Raw genomic sequence first — 18,661 nt, 5'->3', positions numbered from 1 at the left:
TACTAAAAGGCTATTCCATCACACAATGAGGAATGCTCATGAAAATCGTACGAGTGCAAGACATTATCGGTACCGAGCGGGAAGTCACCGGCCCAGGGTGGACAAGCCGCCGCATGCTGCTCAAGAAAGACGGCATGGGCTTTTCCTTCCACGAGACCATCATCCCTGCCGGGGCCGAGTTGAACCTCTGGTACAAGCATCACCTGGAAGCCGTCTATTGCGTTGCCGGTAACGGCAAGATCCTGGACAAAGCCACTGGTGAAACCCACGAGATCACTGACGGAACCCTGTACGCACTCGACAAGCATGACCAGCACACCCTGTACGGTGGCACGGAAGACATGCGACTAATCTGTGCCTTCAATCCACCGGTTACCGGCCGTGAAGTCCACGACGAAGACGGTGCCTATCTGCCGGACACCAGCGAAGACTGAATCGTCTTGCCCGTGGCTGAACACCAGGCCGCGACCACACCGCCACCGCCAGCGAAGCTGCTGCCGGTGGCGGTGTTGCTTTGGCTGGCAGGCGTTTACCTGCGGATACCGGTACTGGTCGCGCCGCCCCTGGCGCCTTTCATCAGCAACGAACTGGCACTCACCCAGGCACTCACCGGCGCCCTGACCACCCTGCCCATCCTGATGCTGGCCATCGGCTCCATGCCCGGCTCACTGGCCATTGCCCGGATTGGCCCCCGCAATACCCTGGCTCTGGCCATGGTGATTATGGTGATCGGCTCCGCCGGGCGCGGCCTGATGCCCGACACCCTGACCCTGATGATTGCCAGTGCCGTCATGGGCATCGGCGTCTCCATGATGCAACCATCACTGCCGGCACTACTGCCCCGGTGGCTGGAACCCCACCACCTCGCGTTAGGCTCGGCGATCTACATGAACGGCATGCTGATGGGTGAGTTCATCGGTGCCGGCATCACGCTGCCTGTGCTCATGCCCCTGCTAGACAACAGCTGGCGCGCCACCCTGGTGGCCTGGTCACTCCCGGCGCTGCTGGTTGCCGCAGCCCTGTTCCTGCCCAAACGGGACCGGGCCAAACCGGTGCGAAAAGTAGCCTGGCTACCGGACTGGCATAACCCCTTGACCCTGAGAATCGGTCTACTGCTCGGCCTGTCCGGCTCGCTGTTTTTTGGCCTCAACGCGTACATGGGCAACCTGCTGCAGCATCAGGGCCAGTTCGACAAACTGCCGGATGCCCTGTTCTGGTACAACCTTGCCCAGGTCTTCGCCTCCCTGATCATGCTGAAAATGGCGCGCTACTGGGTCGGGCGTCGTGGCGTCATCGCCACCCTGGCCAGCATCAGCCTGCTCGGCGCCATTGGCGCGGTCATGCTTACCGGCTGGTGGTCCATCGTCAGTGCCACCCTCATGAGCTTGGTCGCCGGCATGCTCCTGATCCTGCTCGTAGCGATACCCCCGCTGGTGGTCTCCGCCGCCGAAACTGGCCGCCTCTCCGCCGGCACCTTCCTGGTCGGTTACACCGTCGCTTTTTGCGTGCCTATGCTTGGCGGTGTCGTCGCCGACTGGACCGGCGATGCCCGCCATGCCCTGATGCTGATGATCACCTACGGCCTGCTGGTCTTGCCCCTGGCCTTTACCCTGAACCTGGAACGAAAAAAGGACCAGCCCGAAAGCTGATCCTTCTCTGAATACCAATTTTCCCTTCGCGGACTCCCCATATCCAGCCGGAACGGCCGTGGGGCGGGGGTGTCCTTTCCGCCGGGAAAAAATGTCTGAGCAAAGCGAGTTGTTTTTCCCAGAGGAAAGGACACCCCCGCCCCGCGGCCAGACTCCGAACTAATACAGGGTCAGATGTAATAGTCCTTCAACGGAGGAAACCCATTAAACTCAATGGCGCTGTATGTCGTTGTATAGGCTCCGGTAGACAGCCAATACATCCGATCCCCAATCGCCAGATTCAACGGCAACGGATACTTGTGATGCTCATACATGATATCGGCACTGTCACAGGTCGGCCCGGCAATCACACAGTCCTCGCCTTCGCCCGCCTTCTCAGTCCAGATCGGAAACTTGATCGCCTCATCCAGGGTCTCGATCAGGCCTGAAAACTTGCCCACATCGGTAAACACCCAGCGATGCAGGGCAGTACGGGATTTCCGGGAAATCAGAACCACCTCGCTCACCAGAACACCGGCGTTGGAAATCAGCGATCGGCCCGGCTCGATGATGATCTCCGGCAGCTCCGCACCAAAGTCCTCGTGCAGGAAGCGGGCAATCTCCTCGGCGTACACCTTCAGCTCATTGGTGCGAGTGATGTAGTTGGCCGGGAAACCACCGCCCATGTTGATCATCTTAAGCTCGATACCGTCTTCTTCCTTCAGACGCTCGAAAATCACCTTCACCTTGTTCAGGGCCGCATCCCAGGCGCCAATCTCGCGCTGCTGGGAACCGACGTGAAACGACACGCCGTAGGGCACCAGACCCAGGTCACGGGCAAGGATCAGCAGGTCCATGGCCATGTCGGTCTGGCAGCCGAACTTGCGGGACAGCGGCCAGTCTGCCGTCAGGGTACCTTCGGTCAGGATACGCACATACACTTTCGAGCCCGGGGCCGCCTTGGCGATGTTGCGAAGGTCTGCCTCCGAGTCGGTGGCAAACATACGAACGCCTTTCTCGTAGAAGGTGCGAATGTCCTTCGCCTTCTTGATGGTATTGCCGTAGCTGATCCGCTCACCGGTCACACCCAGGGCCATCACCTTGTCCAGCTCGTAAACCGACGCGATATCGAAAGAGGCACCCTTGTCGCGCAGCATGGTCAGGATCTGCGGGGCCGGGTTGGCTTTCACCGCATAGTAAACCTTGGCGTAGGGGAAACCCTCGACCAGCTCGTCGTACTGACGGTCAATCGTTGCGGTGTCGATCACCACAAACGGAGTTTCCTTGCCGTCGGCAAAGTCCTTGATGCGCTTGAACGTGTCGGCTTCGTAGTAATCGGCGATATTGGCGTTAGCGGCTTCGGTCATGGGTGGTGTGTCCCTCCACAGGGCAAACAGGCATAAAAAAAGGCACTACAGCAACGCTGCAGCACCCGTTAGATAGCGCGATCATCGGGCTTTTTTGAGGGCCCGGATATGAGCATATCTACCCATAAGTAATGGGCAATACTGGCAACGCCACTGGCATGAATTCTGGCGGGAATTCCTAGACCGCCACCGGCCATATCGGCGGTGGTTCGGTAGGCCCGTCCGGGTCTTCCGGTTCAGTCTGTTCCCGTAGATAGCCGAGAATCGCTTCCTGGAGCTCCGTGCCCTGGCCCAATCCCTTGTTTCCGAACAACCGGTTGAATTCCAGTACGTAAGGGTGGCCATCCACCAGCGCAATATCAAAGCCGGCGTGATCAACACCCAGATCCCGGGCCAGCCGCAATGCCAGCGCCGTCATCGCCGGGGGAACCGGGCTGTTGTCGATGCGGCCACCTTTGGCCACATTGTTGTAGAAGCCCTGATCGGCCTGGGTTCGCCAGTAAGCCGTCAGCACCTGATTGCCAACCACAACAACTCGTGCATCCCGGTCCAGAGGCAGGTATTCCTGGGCGTAGAGCACGTCAGTGCGCTCGCAGTAGCGGCGCCAGTCCTCACGGGATTCAATCAGCCAGACGCCTTCGCCCATGCTGGCCTTGGGAAGCTTTGCCACGAACGGATGCACCATGGCATCCCAGATCATGTCACGTTCCACCGGGCCGTTGGCCTCAATCATGGTCCAGGGCGTGTGCTCCGGGGCCACCGTCTGGAATGCACGGGTCATCTCCACTTTGTCGTGGCCGATGCGGTAGCTGGCTTCGCTGGGAAACACCCGGCACTTAAGACCGTGAACCAGTGCATTTAACTGCCAGTATTCTGGGAACAGGACCCAATCCGCTTCCCGCAACAGTTCTTTATGGCGCAGAAACTGCTCCGGCTTGAGGACGGTGGTGTCGGGAAAACCCAGGGTTCGGAAAATATCGAAGGAAACAAGGTGCATGGATACTGCGCACTCGGGGTTGAGTTGCGCGTATTTTATACAGGGCTGACATTCAGGCAAGTGCTATTTTCACGTCCGGACATCAGGAAAAGACCGTACAGGTGCTACCCTTCAAGCAGCACAGAAGCACGGGAGAGCGGAATGCAGGAACTTGATGCGAGGGCAAAGTCCCTTCTGGCCGCACTGAAAGCGGACTCCCGGTCAGGCGCTACACAGCTGGCACTGAACACCCTCGATCAACTGCTATCTTACCTCGACGAGGTCGAGCCAGAGGGCGAGACATTTCTGAGGCTACTGGCAGAACTCCGGGCGGCACGCCCGAGCATGATCGTGATTGGCAATGCACTGGCCATGATCGAGCAGCGTCTATCCAGTGATGTTCAGGTCGCACGGCAGGCCGTCATGGACATCAGAGACCAGCTGGAAAATGCCACCGGAACCATTGCCCGGCACGCCATCGATCTTCTGCCAGTGTCGCCGGTGATACTGACCCATAGCGCCAGCTCCGCGGTACTGGCGCTGTTTCGTAAAATGGCGGAAAAGGACCGGGCCTTCTCTGTCATCTGCACCCAGAGCAGCCCGGGTTTCGAGGGCCACTCCCTGGCACGGGCGCTGAACGAGCTAGCCATACCCGTCACCCTGATCACCGATGCGCAGATGGGACTGTTTGTGCCCCAGGCTGACCTGATAATCACCGGGTGCGATACCTGGCTTACCAATGGGCAGTTTATCAACAAAAGCGGTACACACTTGTTGGCTCTGGCGGCCCATGCGGCCGGGAAGCCCCTCTGGGTTCTTGCCGACAGCTTCCGGAACAGCGACGCCGACCCCGGGTCCGTTGAACTCGAGGAAATGCCCGCGGAAGAACTCAACGCACCGCCGGGAGACTGGATAACGCCACGGAATATCTATTTTGAGCGGGTGCCACACGCGCTGGTCAGCAAACGCATCAGCGAGTTGGGCGTTTTTTCGTGCCTTGCTGAGCCTCGGCGGTAAACGGATCTTCCGGCCAGGGATGCTTGGGATACCGTCCACGCATGTCCTTGCGCACCTCGGGGTAGGCGTTACGCCAGAAGCTGGCCAGATCCGCGGTGACCGCCAGTGGACGTTGGGCGGGGGACAACAGATGCAGCACCACCGGCACCCGCCCGCCGGCCACGGCAGGGGTTTCTTTCCAGCCAAACAACGCCTGGAGCTTGGCCGCCAGAACCGGGCCATTGTCGGCGGTGTAATCCAGACTCACCCGCTGGCCGGTCGGTATGGTCAGGTGTGTTGGCGCCAGACTCTGAAGTTGCTGCTGGGCCGGGTAATCAATCAGGCTGTTAAGGGCCGCCAGCAGGTCGATCCGGGCCAAATCGGACCATCGGGTCATGCCGACCAAAAACGGGCCCAGCCAAACCTCGAGATTATCCAGTAACGCCGCGTCATCGGTGTCCGGCCAGCCGGAATCCGGGAAGGTTCTGGCGAGCAACCTCATTCGGGCACGCCACTGGCGACTGCCATCACTCCAGGGCAGGCTTTCCAGGCCCTTCTTCCGAATCGCGCTGAGCAGCCCCTGCCGGACCAGTTCCGGATCCACCCGGCCGAGCGGCTTTTCCTGAAGCACGAGTTCACCCAGTTTTCGCGCACGCCGCGCCAGAATTTTACCCTGGCTGTCGTCCCACAGTGCCTCTTCGATCTCCTGTATGTGGTCAGCCAGGTCGAGCTCCAGGTCCGGAATGTCCACCGGCGCGGCCAGGTAAATCGTGGCTTCGCGGGCCTGGCCATCCAGCTCGGCCGCCACCAGCCACTCGTGCCGTGCCAGGGGATCATCCTCTCTCAGTACCGCACCTTTGCCATTACTGAGCTGATACCTCGCCGCCTTATCCGATCGCCGCCTGGCAATACGGTCCGGATAGGCCAGGGCAAGCAATCGGCCGATTTCGGTCTCCGAGGGCGGTGTTGCCTCAGTCGTCCCGGGCCCGGAAAGACGCCGGGCCGACTGGCGTACAGCCTTCAGGCGAGCGACATCCAGCGTGCGATCCCGCCGTTCCCCGAAGAACACCCGAACCCGCTCGTGCATGTCCGCACCAGTTCCGGGGCCCAGGAGATCACGCTCTTCCAGCAAGGCGGCCACGGCCGCAGCCGCGCCTCCGAGCCCTATAGAACGGCCTTTCAGCACCATATGCGCCAGTCGCGGGTGTATACCCAGCTCCCGGGCCGCTTTGCCGTGGTCCGTAATAGCTCCGTCTGAATCGAGCAGATCGAGCCACCGCAGGAGGGCCACAGCCTGCCTCCAATGGGCGGCAGGGGGCTTATCAATCCAGGCGACGGCATCGGCTTCCCGCGCGCCCCACTGGGCTAATTCCAGCACCAAGGGTGCCAGATCGGCCTCCAGAATTTCGGGCGGCGTGTAATCGGCCAATCCGAACTGTTCCGATTCGCTCCACAATCGATAACAGACCCCGGGCTCCATCCGGCCGGCCCGGCCTTTACGCTGTTCCGCAGAAGCCCTGGATACCCGGCCAGTGACCAGGCGGGTCATGCCACTGTTGGGATCAAAAACGGCCCGACGCTGCTGACCGCAATCGATAACAACCCGAACCCCTTCAATGGTCAGACTGGTTTCGGCAATAGCCGTAGCCAACACCACCTTGCGCTGGCCTTCGGGAGCCGGCGAGATTGCCTGGTCCTGCTGCTCCGATTTCAGATTGCCGTATAGTGGAGCAAGCATCACCCGGTCCGGCAGGTTTGCACGGAGCTGTTGCTCAACCCGACGTATCTCACCCACACCGGGCAGAAACACCAGCAGTGAGCCGCTTTGATCAGCCAATGCCTCCCGAACCACAGCGGTAACCTGATCCACCATGCGGCCACTGCGCGGCAACGGCCGGTAATGAACATCGACCGGAAACGCCCGTCCTTCACTGGTTATTACGGGAACGTCTCCAAGCACTTGCGCAATCGGCCCGGTATCCAGGGTTGCGGACATCACCAGCAACCGCAGATCCTCCCGCAACGCCTGCTGCGATTCCCGCACCAGGGCCAGGCCCAGATCCGCCTGCAAAGAGCGCTCATGGAACTCATCAAAGATGACCGCCGCGTACTCCTCCAGCATCGGATCCGCCTGGATCAGCCGGGTCAGGATGCCTTCGGTCACGACTTCGATCCGGGTGGCCGCAGACACACGGGTATCCAGCCTTGTGCGATAGCCTACCGTCTGTCCGGGCTGTTCATTGAGTTGCCGGGCCATGAACCGGGCGGCAGAGCGAGCTGCAAGCCGACGGGGCTCCAGCATCAGGATCTTGCCGTCACCGCGCCAGGGCGCATCCAGAAGGGCGGCAGGCACACGGGTGGTTTTACCGGCACCGGGCGGAGCCTGCAGAAGTACGGTAGTCGTGCGTTCCAGGGCCGCTTTCAGGTCTGGAAGAATGGCATCAATAGGGAGCATCGGATTCCGGGTTTCTGAAGCGTCAGGAGCTCACCCGTTCACGATTGGCCTTTGCCCACTGGTAAATCCGCTCAAAGGCCTCGGCCAGGTTGTGCGGATTATGGGGCGGCTGGATCACAGCAGCAAGTTCGCCGTCGGGGTTCAGCAGCGCAAAATGGCCACTGTGATCCACCAGCAGCTCGCCATCCACCTCACGATGGACAAACACCGCGTTCAGGCTTTTGGCCAGTTCCCGCAAGGTGTCCAGATCTCCGGTCAGACCATGGAAATTTTCACCGAAGAAGTCCGTGTAGGCTTTGAGTTTCTCCGGCGTATCGTGCTCCGGGTCAGCGCTGACCAGCAGATAGTCAGGCTGGGGCAATTCCTTGGACAGCAGCTTGTCGGTCTGGCGCAAATTGGCCATGGCTGCCGGGCAGATATCCGGGCAATTGGTGTAGCCCACGAATGCAATGGTCCAGCGACCCCTCAGACTCTCCCGCGTGACCGTTTCACCGTTCTCATCCGTCAGCGTGAACTCTGCCAATTGCCGAGGCTGATCATAGACATACGTATTGAACTCCGTCAGCTCCGGCGCCGGAATCGGTTCCTCGTTGCCCACCAGGAACACCTGCCGTCCGACAACCAGTCCAAAGATCAGAACAACGATTAGCAGAAGGCAGAACAGGGTAAGGCGAATAGAGCTGGAGCTTTTCATGGGTGGTCCACTTCGTTGATCAGATAAGCAAGCGGGGATGGCTTTCCGAAACCTTGCGGAGCCATGGATGGCGTAGCCGGGCGTACACGGACGTATTTACAGCGTGTTTCGGAAAGCCATCCCCGCCTGCGTCAGCACAATGTCTGACTCAGAAGAATACAAAATGATCCACAAGCAATACCACAAACAGGGCCATGAGGTAAGTGATGGAATACTTGAAGGTATTCAGGGCCACCCGCCGATCGTCACCCTTCAACAGCCTTACCGCATACTGCAGAAAGCGCAGGCCAAGGGCCAGGGCGCCCACCAGGTAGATACCGCCGGACATGCCTGTGACAAAAGGTAGCAGACTGACTGCCAGCAACATCAGGGTGTAGAGCAGGATGTGCAGCTCGGTGAACTTGTTGCCATGGGTGACCGGCAGCATGGGAATGCCCGCCTTGGCGTACTCTTCCTTGCGATGGATAGCCAGAGCCCAGAAATGCGGCGGGGTCCAGGCGAAAATGATCAGCACCAGCAGCAGGGCGTGGCCCTCAACCTGGCCGGTCACAGCGGTCCACCCCAACAGCGGTGGCATGGCTCCGGCAAGACCACCGATGGTGATGTTCTGGGGCGTAGCACGCTTGAGGAACAGGGTATAGACACCGGCGTAACCCACCAGGGAGGCGAGGGTCAGCCAGGCAGTGAGGTGGTTCACCTGCCACATCAGCACGGCCATACCAACACACGCGAGTATCGTTGCGAACAGGATCGCATCCACAGGCGAGATCTTGCCTGTGGCCACCGGGCGCTTGCGGGTGCGAGCCATGACGGTGTCAATTTTCTGGTCTACCACATGGTTGACCACCGCAGCCGCGCCGGCCAGCAGGGCGATACCCAGATTGCCCCAGACCAAGACGCCCCAACCGGGCACGCCTGGCGCCGCCAGCAGCATCCCGATAACCGATGTGAGGATCATCAGCGCGACAACCCTGGGCTTGGTCAGCTCCAGGTAGTCACGCCAGGAAATGGTTGTTCTGGAGTCGCTCGCAATTGCCTGGGCCGGCAGTGCTTCCACTTGCTCGCTCATGCCGTAACCTCCTGGTTCATTGTTGTTGTGTGTGTTGCCGGGATGCTATGTGGTTCGAGTAATAGCTGATGCCGCCAGATCAGGTGAATGACTGACAACAGCAGACCTGCGCCCATGGCGTTGTGGGCCACGGCGATGGACAGGGGAATATGGAAAATCACGTTGGCCAGACCCAACAGGATCTGAACACCCAGCAGGACCGCCACCAGCCGGATGGCGTTATCCAGGCCGGAATCACCACGTCGACGCCACATCAACGCCAGTAATGCGGCGAAATAGACCAGCACCAGCATGGCACCGAGTCTGTGAGTGACATGAATGGCCACCCGGCCATCCGCCGTCAGCTGGCCACCCAGGTAGTTCGGGCCCACATGCTGGGTCACGTCAAAGCCGTGCCGGAAATCCATGCCCTCAGGCCACCACTGGCCCTGACAGGTGGGCAGATCGGTACAGGCAACGGCCGCGTAGTTGGCCGCTGTCCAGGCCCCCAGGGCAATCTGCATCACCACTAACAGCAGCCCGCCATAGAGCCAGGGCCGGAAACCGGACAGGGCATTGGATGGCGGGGGCTCCCGATCACCTGTCCGCCTCGCCTGACGTCGCAACCGGAGGGCCAGCAGCGTCAGGAGACTCAGTGTGGTAAAGCCGCCAAGCAGGTGCAGCGCCACCACCTGGGGCCACAGTTTCAGGGTCACCGTCCACATGCCGAAAGCGCCCTGAAGAATGATGAAACCGGCGATAAACAAAGGCAGCTTTACCGGAACACCCTGGCGCCGGTTACGAACCGCGTAGGCCGCCAGGCCGAACACCACCAGCCCCAGGGTGCCTGCGGCGTAGCGGTGGATCATCTCGGGCCAACCTTTTTGCACATCCACCGGCGTATCGGGAAAACGGGCATTCGCTATGGCAATGTTCGATTCGCTCTGGGGCACCGTGAGAAAACCGTAGCACCCGGGCCAGTCAGGACACCCCAGCCCTGCGTGCACCAGGCGGGTCCAGGCACCCAGCATGATCACGACAATCGCCAGCAAAACGGCAAAGGTTGCCCACTTTGCCATCTTGTGGGCTGCCGTAGTTGGGGAAACAGATGACTGATTCAAGGCTGACTCTCCGCTCTGGCCATTAACCGATCTGCGACAGTTTGAGCAGGTGTTTCAGGTCCTCCAGCATATCCTTACCAGTATGCTCGGAACCGTAATGCATCATCACATTACCGAACGGATCAACCAGCAGGATGCGCGGCTCCGCTTCCGGATTGATACCGGCTGGCCAGTCCGGCCGGGCACCCGCCGCAGGCACAAGGCGCTCCATGGAGCTGTATTCGGAGGACCAACGCGCCTGCAGATCGGAGGGCACACTACCCAGTGCGGCAGCCCGGGAGACCCGGTTGGCGTTCTTGCCAAGGGCGATATTCACCTGCCTGGCCAGATAGAGCAGCTCTTCGCACTGACTGCCACATTGGCCGGCAGCCACAATCATGAGCCAGTCCGGATCGATTTTTTCCGGGCCAAAGCGTTCTGCCAGCGGAGTACCGGAAGCCGTTTCGAGATTGAGCGTTGAAACCGGGGCCACTGGCTGGAGCAAAACGCCGTTATTGGTGTGGCCGGCCGGGTTCAGCCAGCCGGTATAAAACATGATGGTTGCAACAATCATCGGGCCAAAACCCAGCGCAAACAGGAGGAATGCCGTGCGACGGCCGCGACGCACCTGTTCCGGGGTTGGCCCTTCGTTGTGTTCCTGGTCGGATATCCGGTTAGCCATTGTCATTGTCATTATTGGCTCCTGTCTTTCGGTAACTCGCCACTATAGTCAATATAGTCAGCGCCACGGCCAGCGCAAACCATTGCGTGGCATATCCGTAATGGGTTTGTGGCCCCATCAGGTCCGGTTCCCAATCCGCCCGGTAAGCGCCCGGCTGGCGATTGCCGGAAAGCCTTACTATTTTGTCGGGAAGATCCGGAATCTCCTTTCGTGCGGCCTCTCCGGACAGACTCTGTACCCGCCGGGGCCACGGACCGCCTGCCTCTGGCTGATCCACCAGCACCGGCGGCACCGGATAGTCACTGAGTCGACCTTCCAGGGTAAAAATCCCTTCCGGCGTTTCCAGCTGCGGGAGCTGATCCCGGGTTCGCGGCGCCTGGACCCAACCGCGATTAACCACAACCGGCGGCCCTTCCAGAGGACGAAACTCTGTCAGGACTTCATAACCCGGGATGCCATCACGGGTCCGGTTATCCAGCAGCCAGTTTCGGCTTCCGTACATCCCGGTCAGTGTCAGAGGCCGACCACGGGTCAGATCACCGGACTCCATGTCCTGCCAGGCCCGGTTTTCCGCTTCCTGCTGCCACTGGTTCAGCAGAAGCTGCTTTTCTTCCGCCCGATTCAGCTGCCAGACACCGAGGCCAATAAGTATGGGCAGGAAGACGCCGCTGAACACCAGCAATCGCCAGTCAAAGTGCCATTGACGGTGTTGGCCCTGCGAATCAGACATGCTCTGCTATAGTGACCTCAACGGGTCTGGAACCTGTTCCTGCCCGTACATTCACTGCACCTACAAAAACAGGAACTCCCATGCTCAAGGGCTTTATCGTTTTTCTGATGCTTGCCGTCGTGGTGAGTCTGTTCAGTGGCCTGTTCTTTCTCATCAAGGATGGCGGCAAAACCAACCGGGTGGTGAACTCCCTGGCGGTTCGGGTCACACTCAGCATACTGCTCCTGGCGGTCATTCTGATTGCTCTGTGGCAGGGCGCCCTGACATTGAACCCGACGCCCTGATCAACCTTTTTCAGAGAATGTAGACAAAGACAAAGAGACCAAGCCACACCACGTCCACAAAGTGCCAGTACCAGGCCGCCGCTTCAAACCCGAAGTGATTATCGGCCGTGAAGTGGCCTTTGTTTATGCGAATCAGCATGATGATCAGCATCAGAGACCCGAGAATCACATGTGCCCCGTGGAAGCCTGTCAGCATGAAGAAGGTGCTGCCGTAGATCCCGGATTGCAGAGTCAAATCGAGGTCCTGGTAGGCGTGCATGTACTCATAGCCCTGGACAAACACGAACACGATGGCCAGCACAATGGTCAGGGCAAGCCAGAGCTTGGTTTTCGCCCGATTGCCCGCCTTCAGGGCATGGTGAGCCACGGTTACCGTGAAGGAAGATGTCACCAGCAGAATGGTATTCATCAACGGCAAGCCCCATGCACTGATGACCTCTTTGGGTCCGGGGTAGGCCTCCGGGCTAGGGTTATTGATGAGAGGCCAGCTCGACTGAAAGCCTTCCCACAGCATGTTGGAGGAACCCCGGTCGCCCTCGCCACCCAGCCAGGGCACAGCGAAAACCCGAACGTAAAACAGGGCCCCGAAAAACGCGGCGAAGAACATCACTTCCGAGAAAATAAACCAGCTCATGCCCCAGCGGAAAGAACGATCCATCTGCGGACTGTACAGCCCGGCCCGGCTTTCCTTGATGACGTTCCCGAACCAGCCGAACAACATGTACGCCATGATGATGGCGCCAATCATGAACATGATCCAGGCACCGGTGGTGCTCTCGCCCTGCTTGCCGTTGACCATGATGGCCGCAACCCCATAGAGGGTCACGCCGAGGCCAACCGTCGCAATGATGGGCCACTTGCTCTGTTCCGGAACGTAGTAGGTCTGGTTTTCCGCCATGACAGTCTCCGATGGCTTATCCGTTATCGTTTGTTGTTGTGTCTTTCCGGGAAGTTTGCGTTACCGCCGGCTGCTTGCCCTGATCGTAAAGCGTATAGGACAGGGTGAGTTTCGTGATGTGCGCCGGCAGGTCTTTATCGACGATAAAAATCAGGGGCATTTCAGTGCTTTCGCCGGCTTCAAGCGGTTGCTGGTTGAAGCAGAAGCACTCGGTCTTGTGGAAGTAGAGCGTGCCTTCCGAGGGCGCAAGGCTGGGAACCGCCTGCCCGACCATCGGCTCGGCCGTGGGGTTCTCGGCATAGAAGTTCACCGTCGTCGGCTCTCCGGGATGCACTTCCACGGAGCGCACAACCGGGCGAAACTTCCAGGTCATTCCCGGGCCATTGGACGCAAGAAACTGAACTTTTACCGTCCGGCTCATGTCAGCTTCGGCCACCTCGGTGGACTCGTATCGCCCGCCGGTTTTGCCGTTTATCCCGGTAATCTCACAGAACACGTTGTAGAGAGGCACCATGGCAAAGCCGAAGGCAAACATGCCAACTACCCCGGCCAGGCACCAACCCACAACACGGTTGGTGCTGCGGGATGCGCCTGCCTTGTTTGCCTGCTGGTTCGACATGGTGCCGGCCTCCGGTTACTTAACTTCCGGTGGTGTCGAGAAGGTGTGGTAAGGCGCCGGTGAGGGCACGGTCCACTCAAGACCTTCGGCACCATCCCAGGGCTTGGCGGCCGCCTCTTTGCCACCCCTGATGCACTTGACCACGATAAACAGGAACAACAGCTGTGTGGCACCGAACATGAATGCACCGACACTGGAAACCATGTTGAAATCGGCGAACTGCAGCGCGTAATCCGGAATCCGTCGTGGCATGCCTGCCAGTCCCAGGAAGTGCATCGGGAAGAACGCCAGGTTCATGCCAACAAAAGACAGCCAGAAATGGGTCTTGGCCAGGGTTTCGTCATACATGTGCCCGGTCCACTTGGGCAGCCAGAAGTAAGCCGAAGCGAAGATCCCGAAGATGGCACCCGGCACCAGCACATAGTGGAAGTGGGCAACCACGAAATAGGTATCGTGGTACTGGAAGTCAGCCGGCGCGATGGCCAGCATCAGACCGGAGAACCCTCCAATGGTGAACAGGATCACGAAGGCCACGGCAAACAGCATGGGCGCCTCAAAGGTGAGAGAACCCCGGAACATGGTGGCCACCCAGTTGAACACCTTCACCCCGGTGGGCACCGCGATCAGCATGGTGGCGTACATGAAGAACAGCTGGCCAACGATGGGAATGCCAACGGTGAACATGTGGTGGGCCCAGACCACGAAAGACAGCAGGGCAATGGCACCGACCGCATAGACCATGGAGGCATAGCCAAACAGGGGTTTGCGGGAAAATGCCGGAATGATATGGGAGACCGCCCCGAAGGCCGGGAGGATCATGATGTATACCTCGGGGTGCCCGAAGAACCAGAACACGTGCTGGAACAGTACCGGATCGCCGCCGCCGGAGGCGTCAAAGAAGCTGGTGCCGAAGTTGATGTCCATCAGCATCATGGTCACCACACCGGCCAGGACCGGCATCACCGCAATCAGCAGGAACGCCGTAATCAGCCAGGTCCAGACAAACAGGGGCATCTTCATCAGGGTCATGCCCGGCGCCCGGAGGTTCAGGATGGTGGCGATCACGTTGATCGCGCCCATGATCGACGAGATACCCATGATGTGGACCGCGAAAATGAAGAAGGTCGTGCTCGGCGGCCCGTAGGTTGTGGACAGGGGCGCGTAGAAGGTCCAGCCGAAGTTGGGACCGCCGCCTTCCATGAACAGGGTGGAAACCAGAATCAGGAAGGCGCAGGGCAGCAGCCAGAAGCTCCAGTTGTTCATCCGGGGCAGCGCCATGTCTGGAGCCCCGATCATCAAGGGCAGCATCCAGTTGGCAAGGCCGACAAACGCCGGCATGACCGCACCAAAGACCATGATCAGACCATGCATCGTGGTCATCTGGTTGAAGAATTCCGGCTGCACGATCTGCAGCCCGGGCTGGAAGAGTTCTGCCCGGATGACCATGGCCATGCTCCCGCCCAACAGGAACATGGCAAAGCTGAATATCAGGTACATGGTCCCGATATCCTTGTGGTTCGTGGTCAGCAGCCAGCGGCTGATGCCTTTTGCCGGGCCGTGATGATGATCCTGGGCGTGGGTATCTGCAACCGCACTCATGAAAACCCCCGTTACCGCCATTTATTGTGGCTGGTGATATCTGTTATCTGGCGTTGATTACTGCTGGTTCTTGTAATCAAAAATTTCTTTCGGAGTGACCATTTCACCGGTGTTGTTACCCCAGGCGTTCCGCTCGTAGGTAATCACCGCCGCCAGGTCCACTTCGCTCAGCTGGTTGCCGAAAGCCTGCATGGCCGTGCCGGACTTGCCGTTCACAACGATGTCTATGTGAGCCGCCATGTCCTGGGTTGCAATGGGACTGCCCTTCAGCGCCGGGAACGCCGGTGGCGCACCGCTGCCGTCGGCCTGGTGGCAGGCAGCACAAGCGGTCTGGTAGGCTTTTTCGCCCCGTTCCATCAGCTCGGCCATGGTCCAGTCTTTCTGGGTCAACTGGCGCTCGCGCTCGGCAGCTTCCTTCTTCTCCGCGACCCAGGTGTTGTATTCCTCCTCGGGAACCGCCTCGACAACCACCGGCATGAAGCCATGGTCCTTGCCACAAAGTTCGGTGCACTGACCGCGGTAAATGCCGGGCTTGTCGACGCGGGTCCAGGTCTCGTTGATGAAGCCTGGAATCGCATCTTTCTTGACACCAAAGTCCGGCACCCACCAGGAGTGGATAACATCGTTCGCCGTTACCAGAAAACGAATCTTTTTCCCGACCGGAATCACCAGATGGTTATCCACCTCGAGAAGGTAGTTTTCACCTTTGGCCTGTCGGTTCTCAATCTGGTCACGTGGCGTCGCCAGGTTGGAAAAGTAGCCGAAATCTTCATTGATATATTCGTATTGCCACTTCCACTGATACCCGGTGATCTTGATGTCCACCTCCGATTCGGAGGTGTCATACATGTCGACCAGGGTCGCCGTGGCAGGAATCGCCATAACAACGAGGATCACAAACGGTATGATGGTCCAGAGAATTTCTACCAGGGTGTTCTCGTGAAAGTTGGCCGGTTTGGCGCCCTGGGATTTTCGGTGGGCAAAAATAGACCAGAACATGACTCCGAAGACCACGACGCCAATGACGACGCAGATCCAGAGTATGGTCATGTGAAGGCTGAAAATTTCGTTACTGGTGCCGGTCACCCCCGGGGTCATGTTCAGTGTCCAGTCCGCCATGGACCAGGCGGGGAACATCAGACCGCCTAAAAGGGCACCTGCCCGCTGAGCGTGCACGCGCATACTGTGTCTCCACAGAGTGTTATTCTTGTCGGATTTTGCGTTATCCCACCGGCCTTACTGGCGCTCGCATACACCGGAAAAACCAGAGTGGAAGCCTGCTTACGGATACCTCAAATTCGAGTATAGACACAGATCAAAAAAAGACTAAAAAATCAGCTAAATCCAAAAAAGCTAACCGCGGAATTTTAAGACTTAAAAAGAATATGACTTTTAATCTGCCGGCAACCGACCGGCGCCTCTGGGCTCTGGCCTGGCCACTGATGCTCACCAACCTTACTGTTCCTCTCCTGGGACTGGTGGACACCGCCGTGCTCGGCCACCTGAAAAGTCCGGAGTTCTTGGGGGCGGTTGCTGTAGGCGCCAATCTGTTCAGCATCCTGTACTGGACCTTTGGCTTCATGCGCATGGGCACGACCGGCCTGGCCGCTCAGGCCTGGGGCAAGCGGGACAACTTCAGCCAGGTCGCATTACTGCTGCGCTCGATCCTGTTGGCAACCGGGATCGGCCTTCTTCTCATTCTGTTTCACCAGCCTCTGATCCAGACCGGCCTGAGCCTGATGAATCCCAGTGACAACGTGACCGAACTGGCGGCCGAGTACGCCGGAATCCGGATCTGGAGCGCGCCGGCCGTTCTCTGCCAGTACACGCTGGTTGGCTGGCTCATCGGCACCCAGTTTCCACGGGGCCCGATGATCATGCTGATTGCAGCAAACGGCCTGAACATCGTGCTGGATATTCTTTTTGTTACCGTGCTTGGCTGGAACAGCCGTGGCGTTGCCATTGCCACTGTGATCGCCGAATACGGCGCCGCCGCCATCGGTTTCCTGATCGTATTACGACGAATGCCTGAGGGGCAGGGGCTGACGAGGGCTCTGTTCGGCAAACTCGAGGATTACCTGAGGATTCTCCAGGTTAACCGCTACATCATGGTCCGAACCATCGCGCTGTTATTGGTGCTGGCATTCTTTACCGCCCAGGGCGCCCGTCAGGGAGACACCATCCTCGCTGCCAATGCCGTTCTGATCACCTTTCTTCTGTTGATCTCCAACGCCCTGGACGGTTTTGCCAATGCTGCCGAGGCGCTGATTGGCGAGGCTATCGGCAAAGGCAGCCGGCGGCGCTTCCGGGTGGTCTTTCGCAGTGCCCTGCGATGGTCACTCTGGGGCGCCCTCTTGCTCACCATTGTTTTTGTGGCCGGCGGGCATTGGCTCATTGCACTGCTAACCGGTATCGAGGAAGTGAGAGCCACCGCCTGGCGTTACCTGCCCTGGCTCTGGCTGCTACCTTTTGCCGCAGTCTGGGGCTTTCTTCTTGATGGGATTTTTATCGGCGCAACCCGGACCCGGGACATGCAGAACACCATGCTGTTTTCGGCCCTTGCCGTGTTTGCACCGGTCTGGTGGCTGACAACCGGATGGGGCAACCACGGGCTCTGGTTCGCGCTGATCTCCCTGATGGTGGCGCGGGCTCTGAGCATGGGATGGCTGTGCTGGTCCCATACCAGGAACGATCGTTGGTTCCAGAGCCAGTGACGCAGATTCAATCCGTAACATTACAGGCGGGGATTTTCACCACAGCGGAAAAGCAGGGGCAAAAATCTCGGCTACACTTGTCTAAAAAGGCAGGCACGATGTGGTAGCCAGCCCTCCTCTCCTGCCCGGGAACTCGTTGCTATCAGTTGCTAACAACGGGAGGCGCCTTGCGACCTCAATTCGTTCAGACATCGGCTTCTCCTGAAATGACACCACAGGTAGTCCTTGAGATTATTGACCAGGCGCGGCGCAAGGAAGCCCGCTCCGGGACCTTCCTCCGACAGCTTCACGAAAAGGTTGCCGCGCTCCCGTCTGCGGTCACTATTGAGGGGTATCAGCCCGCCACCTGCCTGTTCCAGTTCGTGGTTGAGTACATCGAAATGGCACCAAGGCTGATCGAATGCGTCGAAGCCTGTGCCCGGGAAGCCGGCAAAGCCGATCTGTTTGAGCCCTTTGTGAATGCCGCCATCCGGTATTTTACCCAGCCATCAGCGCTCCTGGTTCGCTACGACGGTCTCGATGGCCTGCTGATCCGCGCCTACCTTTGTCATCGGTTGATGGAAGAAATGTACGAAAACAACCGGTGTACCCGGGCCAGCGAAATCGTGGATATGGAAGCAACTCGTGCTAATCTTCTGGCTCATCAGCTTATCGGCGAGCCCTTTGCCAACGAGCTGGACGACTCCATCACCGTAACCGTGTTGCAGATAGCAGGCACGCCGGACTACTACGAACTCAACCTCGACCCGTTTGTCGAGCAGGTGAACAACGCCGCCTGGGACTGGATGCGGCATTACTGGGAAAATCTGCTGGTAAGGAACCACATTCGATTTTCTCTCGGGTCCGGCCTGGCCTGACAGGTTCAGAGGTT

18 protein-coding genes are annotated in these 18,661 nt (G+C 59.0%); 6 read left to right on the top strand and 12 right to left on the bottom strand.

Annotation, left to right across the window (positions count from 1 at the left end):
* The first annotated feature begins 38 nt into the window (after positions 1-38).
* A complete protein-coding gene (locus MDHKLMBL_RS06315) occupies positions 39-434 on the top strand; it encodes an ectoine synthase (protein ID WP_008176749.1) in 396 nt (131 codons plus the stop codon).
* Positions 435-446: 12 nt separating this feature from the next.
* Positions 447-1,649, top strand: a complete 1,203-nt coding sequence (locus MDHKLMBL_RS06310) for an MFS transporter (RefSeq protein WP_104270389.1) — start codon at positions 447-449, stop codon at positions 1,647-1,649.
* A 170-nt stretch (positions 1,650-1,819) separates the two neighbouring features.
* Here the strand turns inward: MDHKLMBL_RS06310 and MDHKLMBL_RS06305 are convergent, their stop codons facing one another.
* Both MDHKLMBL_RS06305 and MDHKLMBL_RS06300 read right to left on the bottom strand, forming a co-directional pair.
* On the bottom strand, positions 1,820-2,995 hold the full coding sequence (locus MDHKLMBL_RS06305; RefSeq protein WP_008176745.1) for a type III PLP-dependent enzyme: 1,176 nt from the start codon (positions 2,993-2,995) through the stop codon (positions 1,820-1,822).
* A gap of 178 nt (positions 2,996-3,173) precedes the next feature.
* Positions 3,174-3,992, bottom strand: coding sequence for a hypothetical protein (locus MDHKLMBL_RS06300; RefSeq protein ID WP_104270388.1), 819 nt, complete (start codon positions 3,990-3,992; stop codon positions 3,174-3,176).
* Positions 3,993-4,133: 141 nt separating this feature from the next.
* Between MDHKLMBL_RS06300 and MDHKLMBL_RS06295 the strand changes: the two genes are divergently transcribed.
* Positions 4,134-4,988 (top strand): eIF2B alpha/beta/delta subunit family protein, encoded by an 855-nt coding sequence (locus MDHKLMBL_RS06295; protein ID WP_104270387.1) that lies wholly within the window; start codon positions 4,134-4,136, stop codon positions 4,986-4,988.
* On the opposite strand, the gene hrpB is transcribed toward MDHKLMBL_RS06295, so the two are convergent.
* From hrpB to MDHKLMBL_RS06265, 6 genes are all read right to left on the bottom strand, one after another.
* Positions 4,942-7,422, bottom strand: a complete 2,481-nt coding sequence (gene hrpB / locus MDHKLMBL_RS06290) for an ATP-dependent helicase HrpB (protein ID WP_104270386.1) — start codon at positions 7,420-7,422, stop codon at positions 4,942-4,944. The genes MDHKLMBL_RS06295 and hrpB overlap by 47 nt on opposite strands.
* A gap of 22 nt (positions 7,423-7,444) precedes the next feature.
* Complete coding sequence (locus tag MDHKLMBL_RS06285) at positions 7,445-8,116, bottom strand: SCO family protein (RefSeq protein ID WP_062783569.1); 672 nt, start codon at positions 8,114-8,116, stop codon at positions 7,445-7,447.
* A 148-nt stretch (positions 8,117-8,264) separates the two neighbouring features.
* On the bottom strand, positions 8,265-9,185 hold the full coding sequence (cyoE, locus tag MDHKLMBL_RS06280; protein ID WP_014578909.1) for a heme o synthase: 921 nt from the start codon (positions 9,183-9,185) through the stop codon (positions 8,265-8,267).
* Positions 9,182-10,243, bottom strand: a complete 1,062-nt coding sequence (locus MDHKLMBL_RS06275; RefSeq protein ID WP_104270385.1) for a COX15/CtaA family protein — start codon at positions 10,241-10,243, stop codon at positions 9,182-9,184. Before MDHKLMBL_RS06275 ends, cyoE begins: the two co-directional genes overlap by 4 nt.
* A gap of 64 nt (positions 10,244-10,307) precedes the next feature.
* On the bottom strand, positions 10,308-10,946 hold the full coding sequence (locus tag MDHKLMBL_RS06270; RefSeq protein ID WP_053113474.1) for a redox-active disulfide-containing membrane protein: 639 nt from the start codon (positions 10,944-10,946) through the stop codon (positions 10,308-10,310).
* Positions 10,939-11,676, bottom strand: coding sequence for an SURF1 family protein (locus MDHKLMBL_RS06265; RefSeq protein ID WP_053113473.1), 738 nt, complete (start codon positions 11,674-11,676; stop codon positions 10,939-10,941). The genes MDHKLMBL_RS06270 and MDHKLMBL_RS06265 overlap by 8 nt, the downstream gene beginning before the upstream one ends.
* 80 nt (positions 11,677-11,756) lie before the next feature.
* Between MDHKLMBL_RS06265 and MDHKLMBL_RS06260 the strand changes: the two genes are divergently transcribed.
* Complete coding sequence (locus MDHKLMBL_RS06260) at positions 11,757-11,960, top strand: twin transmembrane helix small protein (RefSeq protein ID WP_053113472.1); 204 nt, start codon at positions 11,757-11,759, stop codon at positions 11,958-11,960.
* 10 nt (positions 11,961-11,970) lie between these two features.
* On the opposite strand, the gene MDHKLMBL_RS06255 is transcribed toward MDHKLMBL_RS06260, so the two are convergent.
* Genes MDHKLMBL_RS06255 through coxB form a run of 4 tightly spaced genes read right to left on the bottom strand, consistent with a single transcriptional unit; the run spans position 11,971 to position 16,258 of the window.
* Positions 11,971-12,858 carry a cytochrome c oxidase subunit 3 gene (locus tag MDHKLMBL_RS06255; RefSeq protein WP_104270384.1) on the bottom strand — a complete coding sequence of 296 codons (888 nt, stop codon included), beginning with the start codon at positions 12,856-12,858 and terminating at the stop codon, positions 11,971-11,973.
* Between the two features lie 16 nt (positions 12,859-12,874).
* Positions 12,875-13,477 carry a cytochrome c oxidase assembly protein gene (locus tag MDHKLMBL_RS06250; protein WP_092032207.1) on the bottom strand — a complete coding sequence of 201 codons (603 nt, stop codon included), beginning with the start codon at positions 13,475-13,477 and terminating at the stop codon, positions 12,875-12,877.
* 15 nt (positions 13,478-13,492) lie between these two features.
* Positions 13,493-15,076: a cytochrome c oxidase subunit I gene (gene ctaD / locus MDHKLMBL_RS06245; protein WP_041645872.1), complete on the bottom strand. Its 1,584-nt coding sequence runs from the start codon at positions 15,074-15,076 to the stop codon at positions 13,493-13,495.
* Positions 15,077-15,133: 57 nt separating this feature from the next.
* Positions 15,134-16,258 carry a cytochrome c oxidase subunit II gene (coxB, locus tag MDHKLMBL_RS06240; RefSeq protein ID WP_041645870.1) on the bottom strand — a complete coding sequence of 375 codons (1,125 nt, stop codon included), beginning with the start codon at positions 16,256-16,258 and terminating at the stop codon, positions 15,134-15,136.
* Between the two features lie 203 nt (positions 16,259-16,461).
* Here coxB and MDHKLMBL_RS06235 point away from each other — a divergent pair, with 203 nt between their 5' ends.
* Positions 16,462-17,790 (top strand): MATE family efflux transporter, encoded by a 1,329-nt coding sequence (locus MDHKLMBL_RS06235; RefSeq protein ID WP_104270383.1) that lies wholly within the window; start codon positions 16,462-16,464, stop codon positions 17,788-17,790.
* A 206-nt stretch (positions 17,791-17,996) separates the two neighbouring features.
* Complete coding sequence (locus MDHKLMBL_RS06230) at positions 17,997-18,647, top strand: hypothetical protein (RefSeq protein WP_008176713.1); 651 nt, start codon at positions 17,997-17,999, stop codon at positions 18,645-18,647.
* Positions 18,648-18,661 lie beyond the last annotated feature (14 nt).

Origin of the sequence: Marinobacter flavimaris (assembly GCF_002933295.1) — a bacterium.
GTDB lineage: Bacteria > Pseudomonadota > Gammaproteobacteria > Pseudomonadales > Oleiphilaceae > Marinobacter > Marinobacter flavimaris.
The sequence above is the reverse complement of the archived record's forward strand: the minus strand, read 5'-3'. Positions and strand labels throughout refer to the sequence as shown.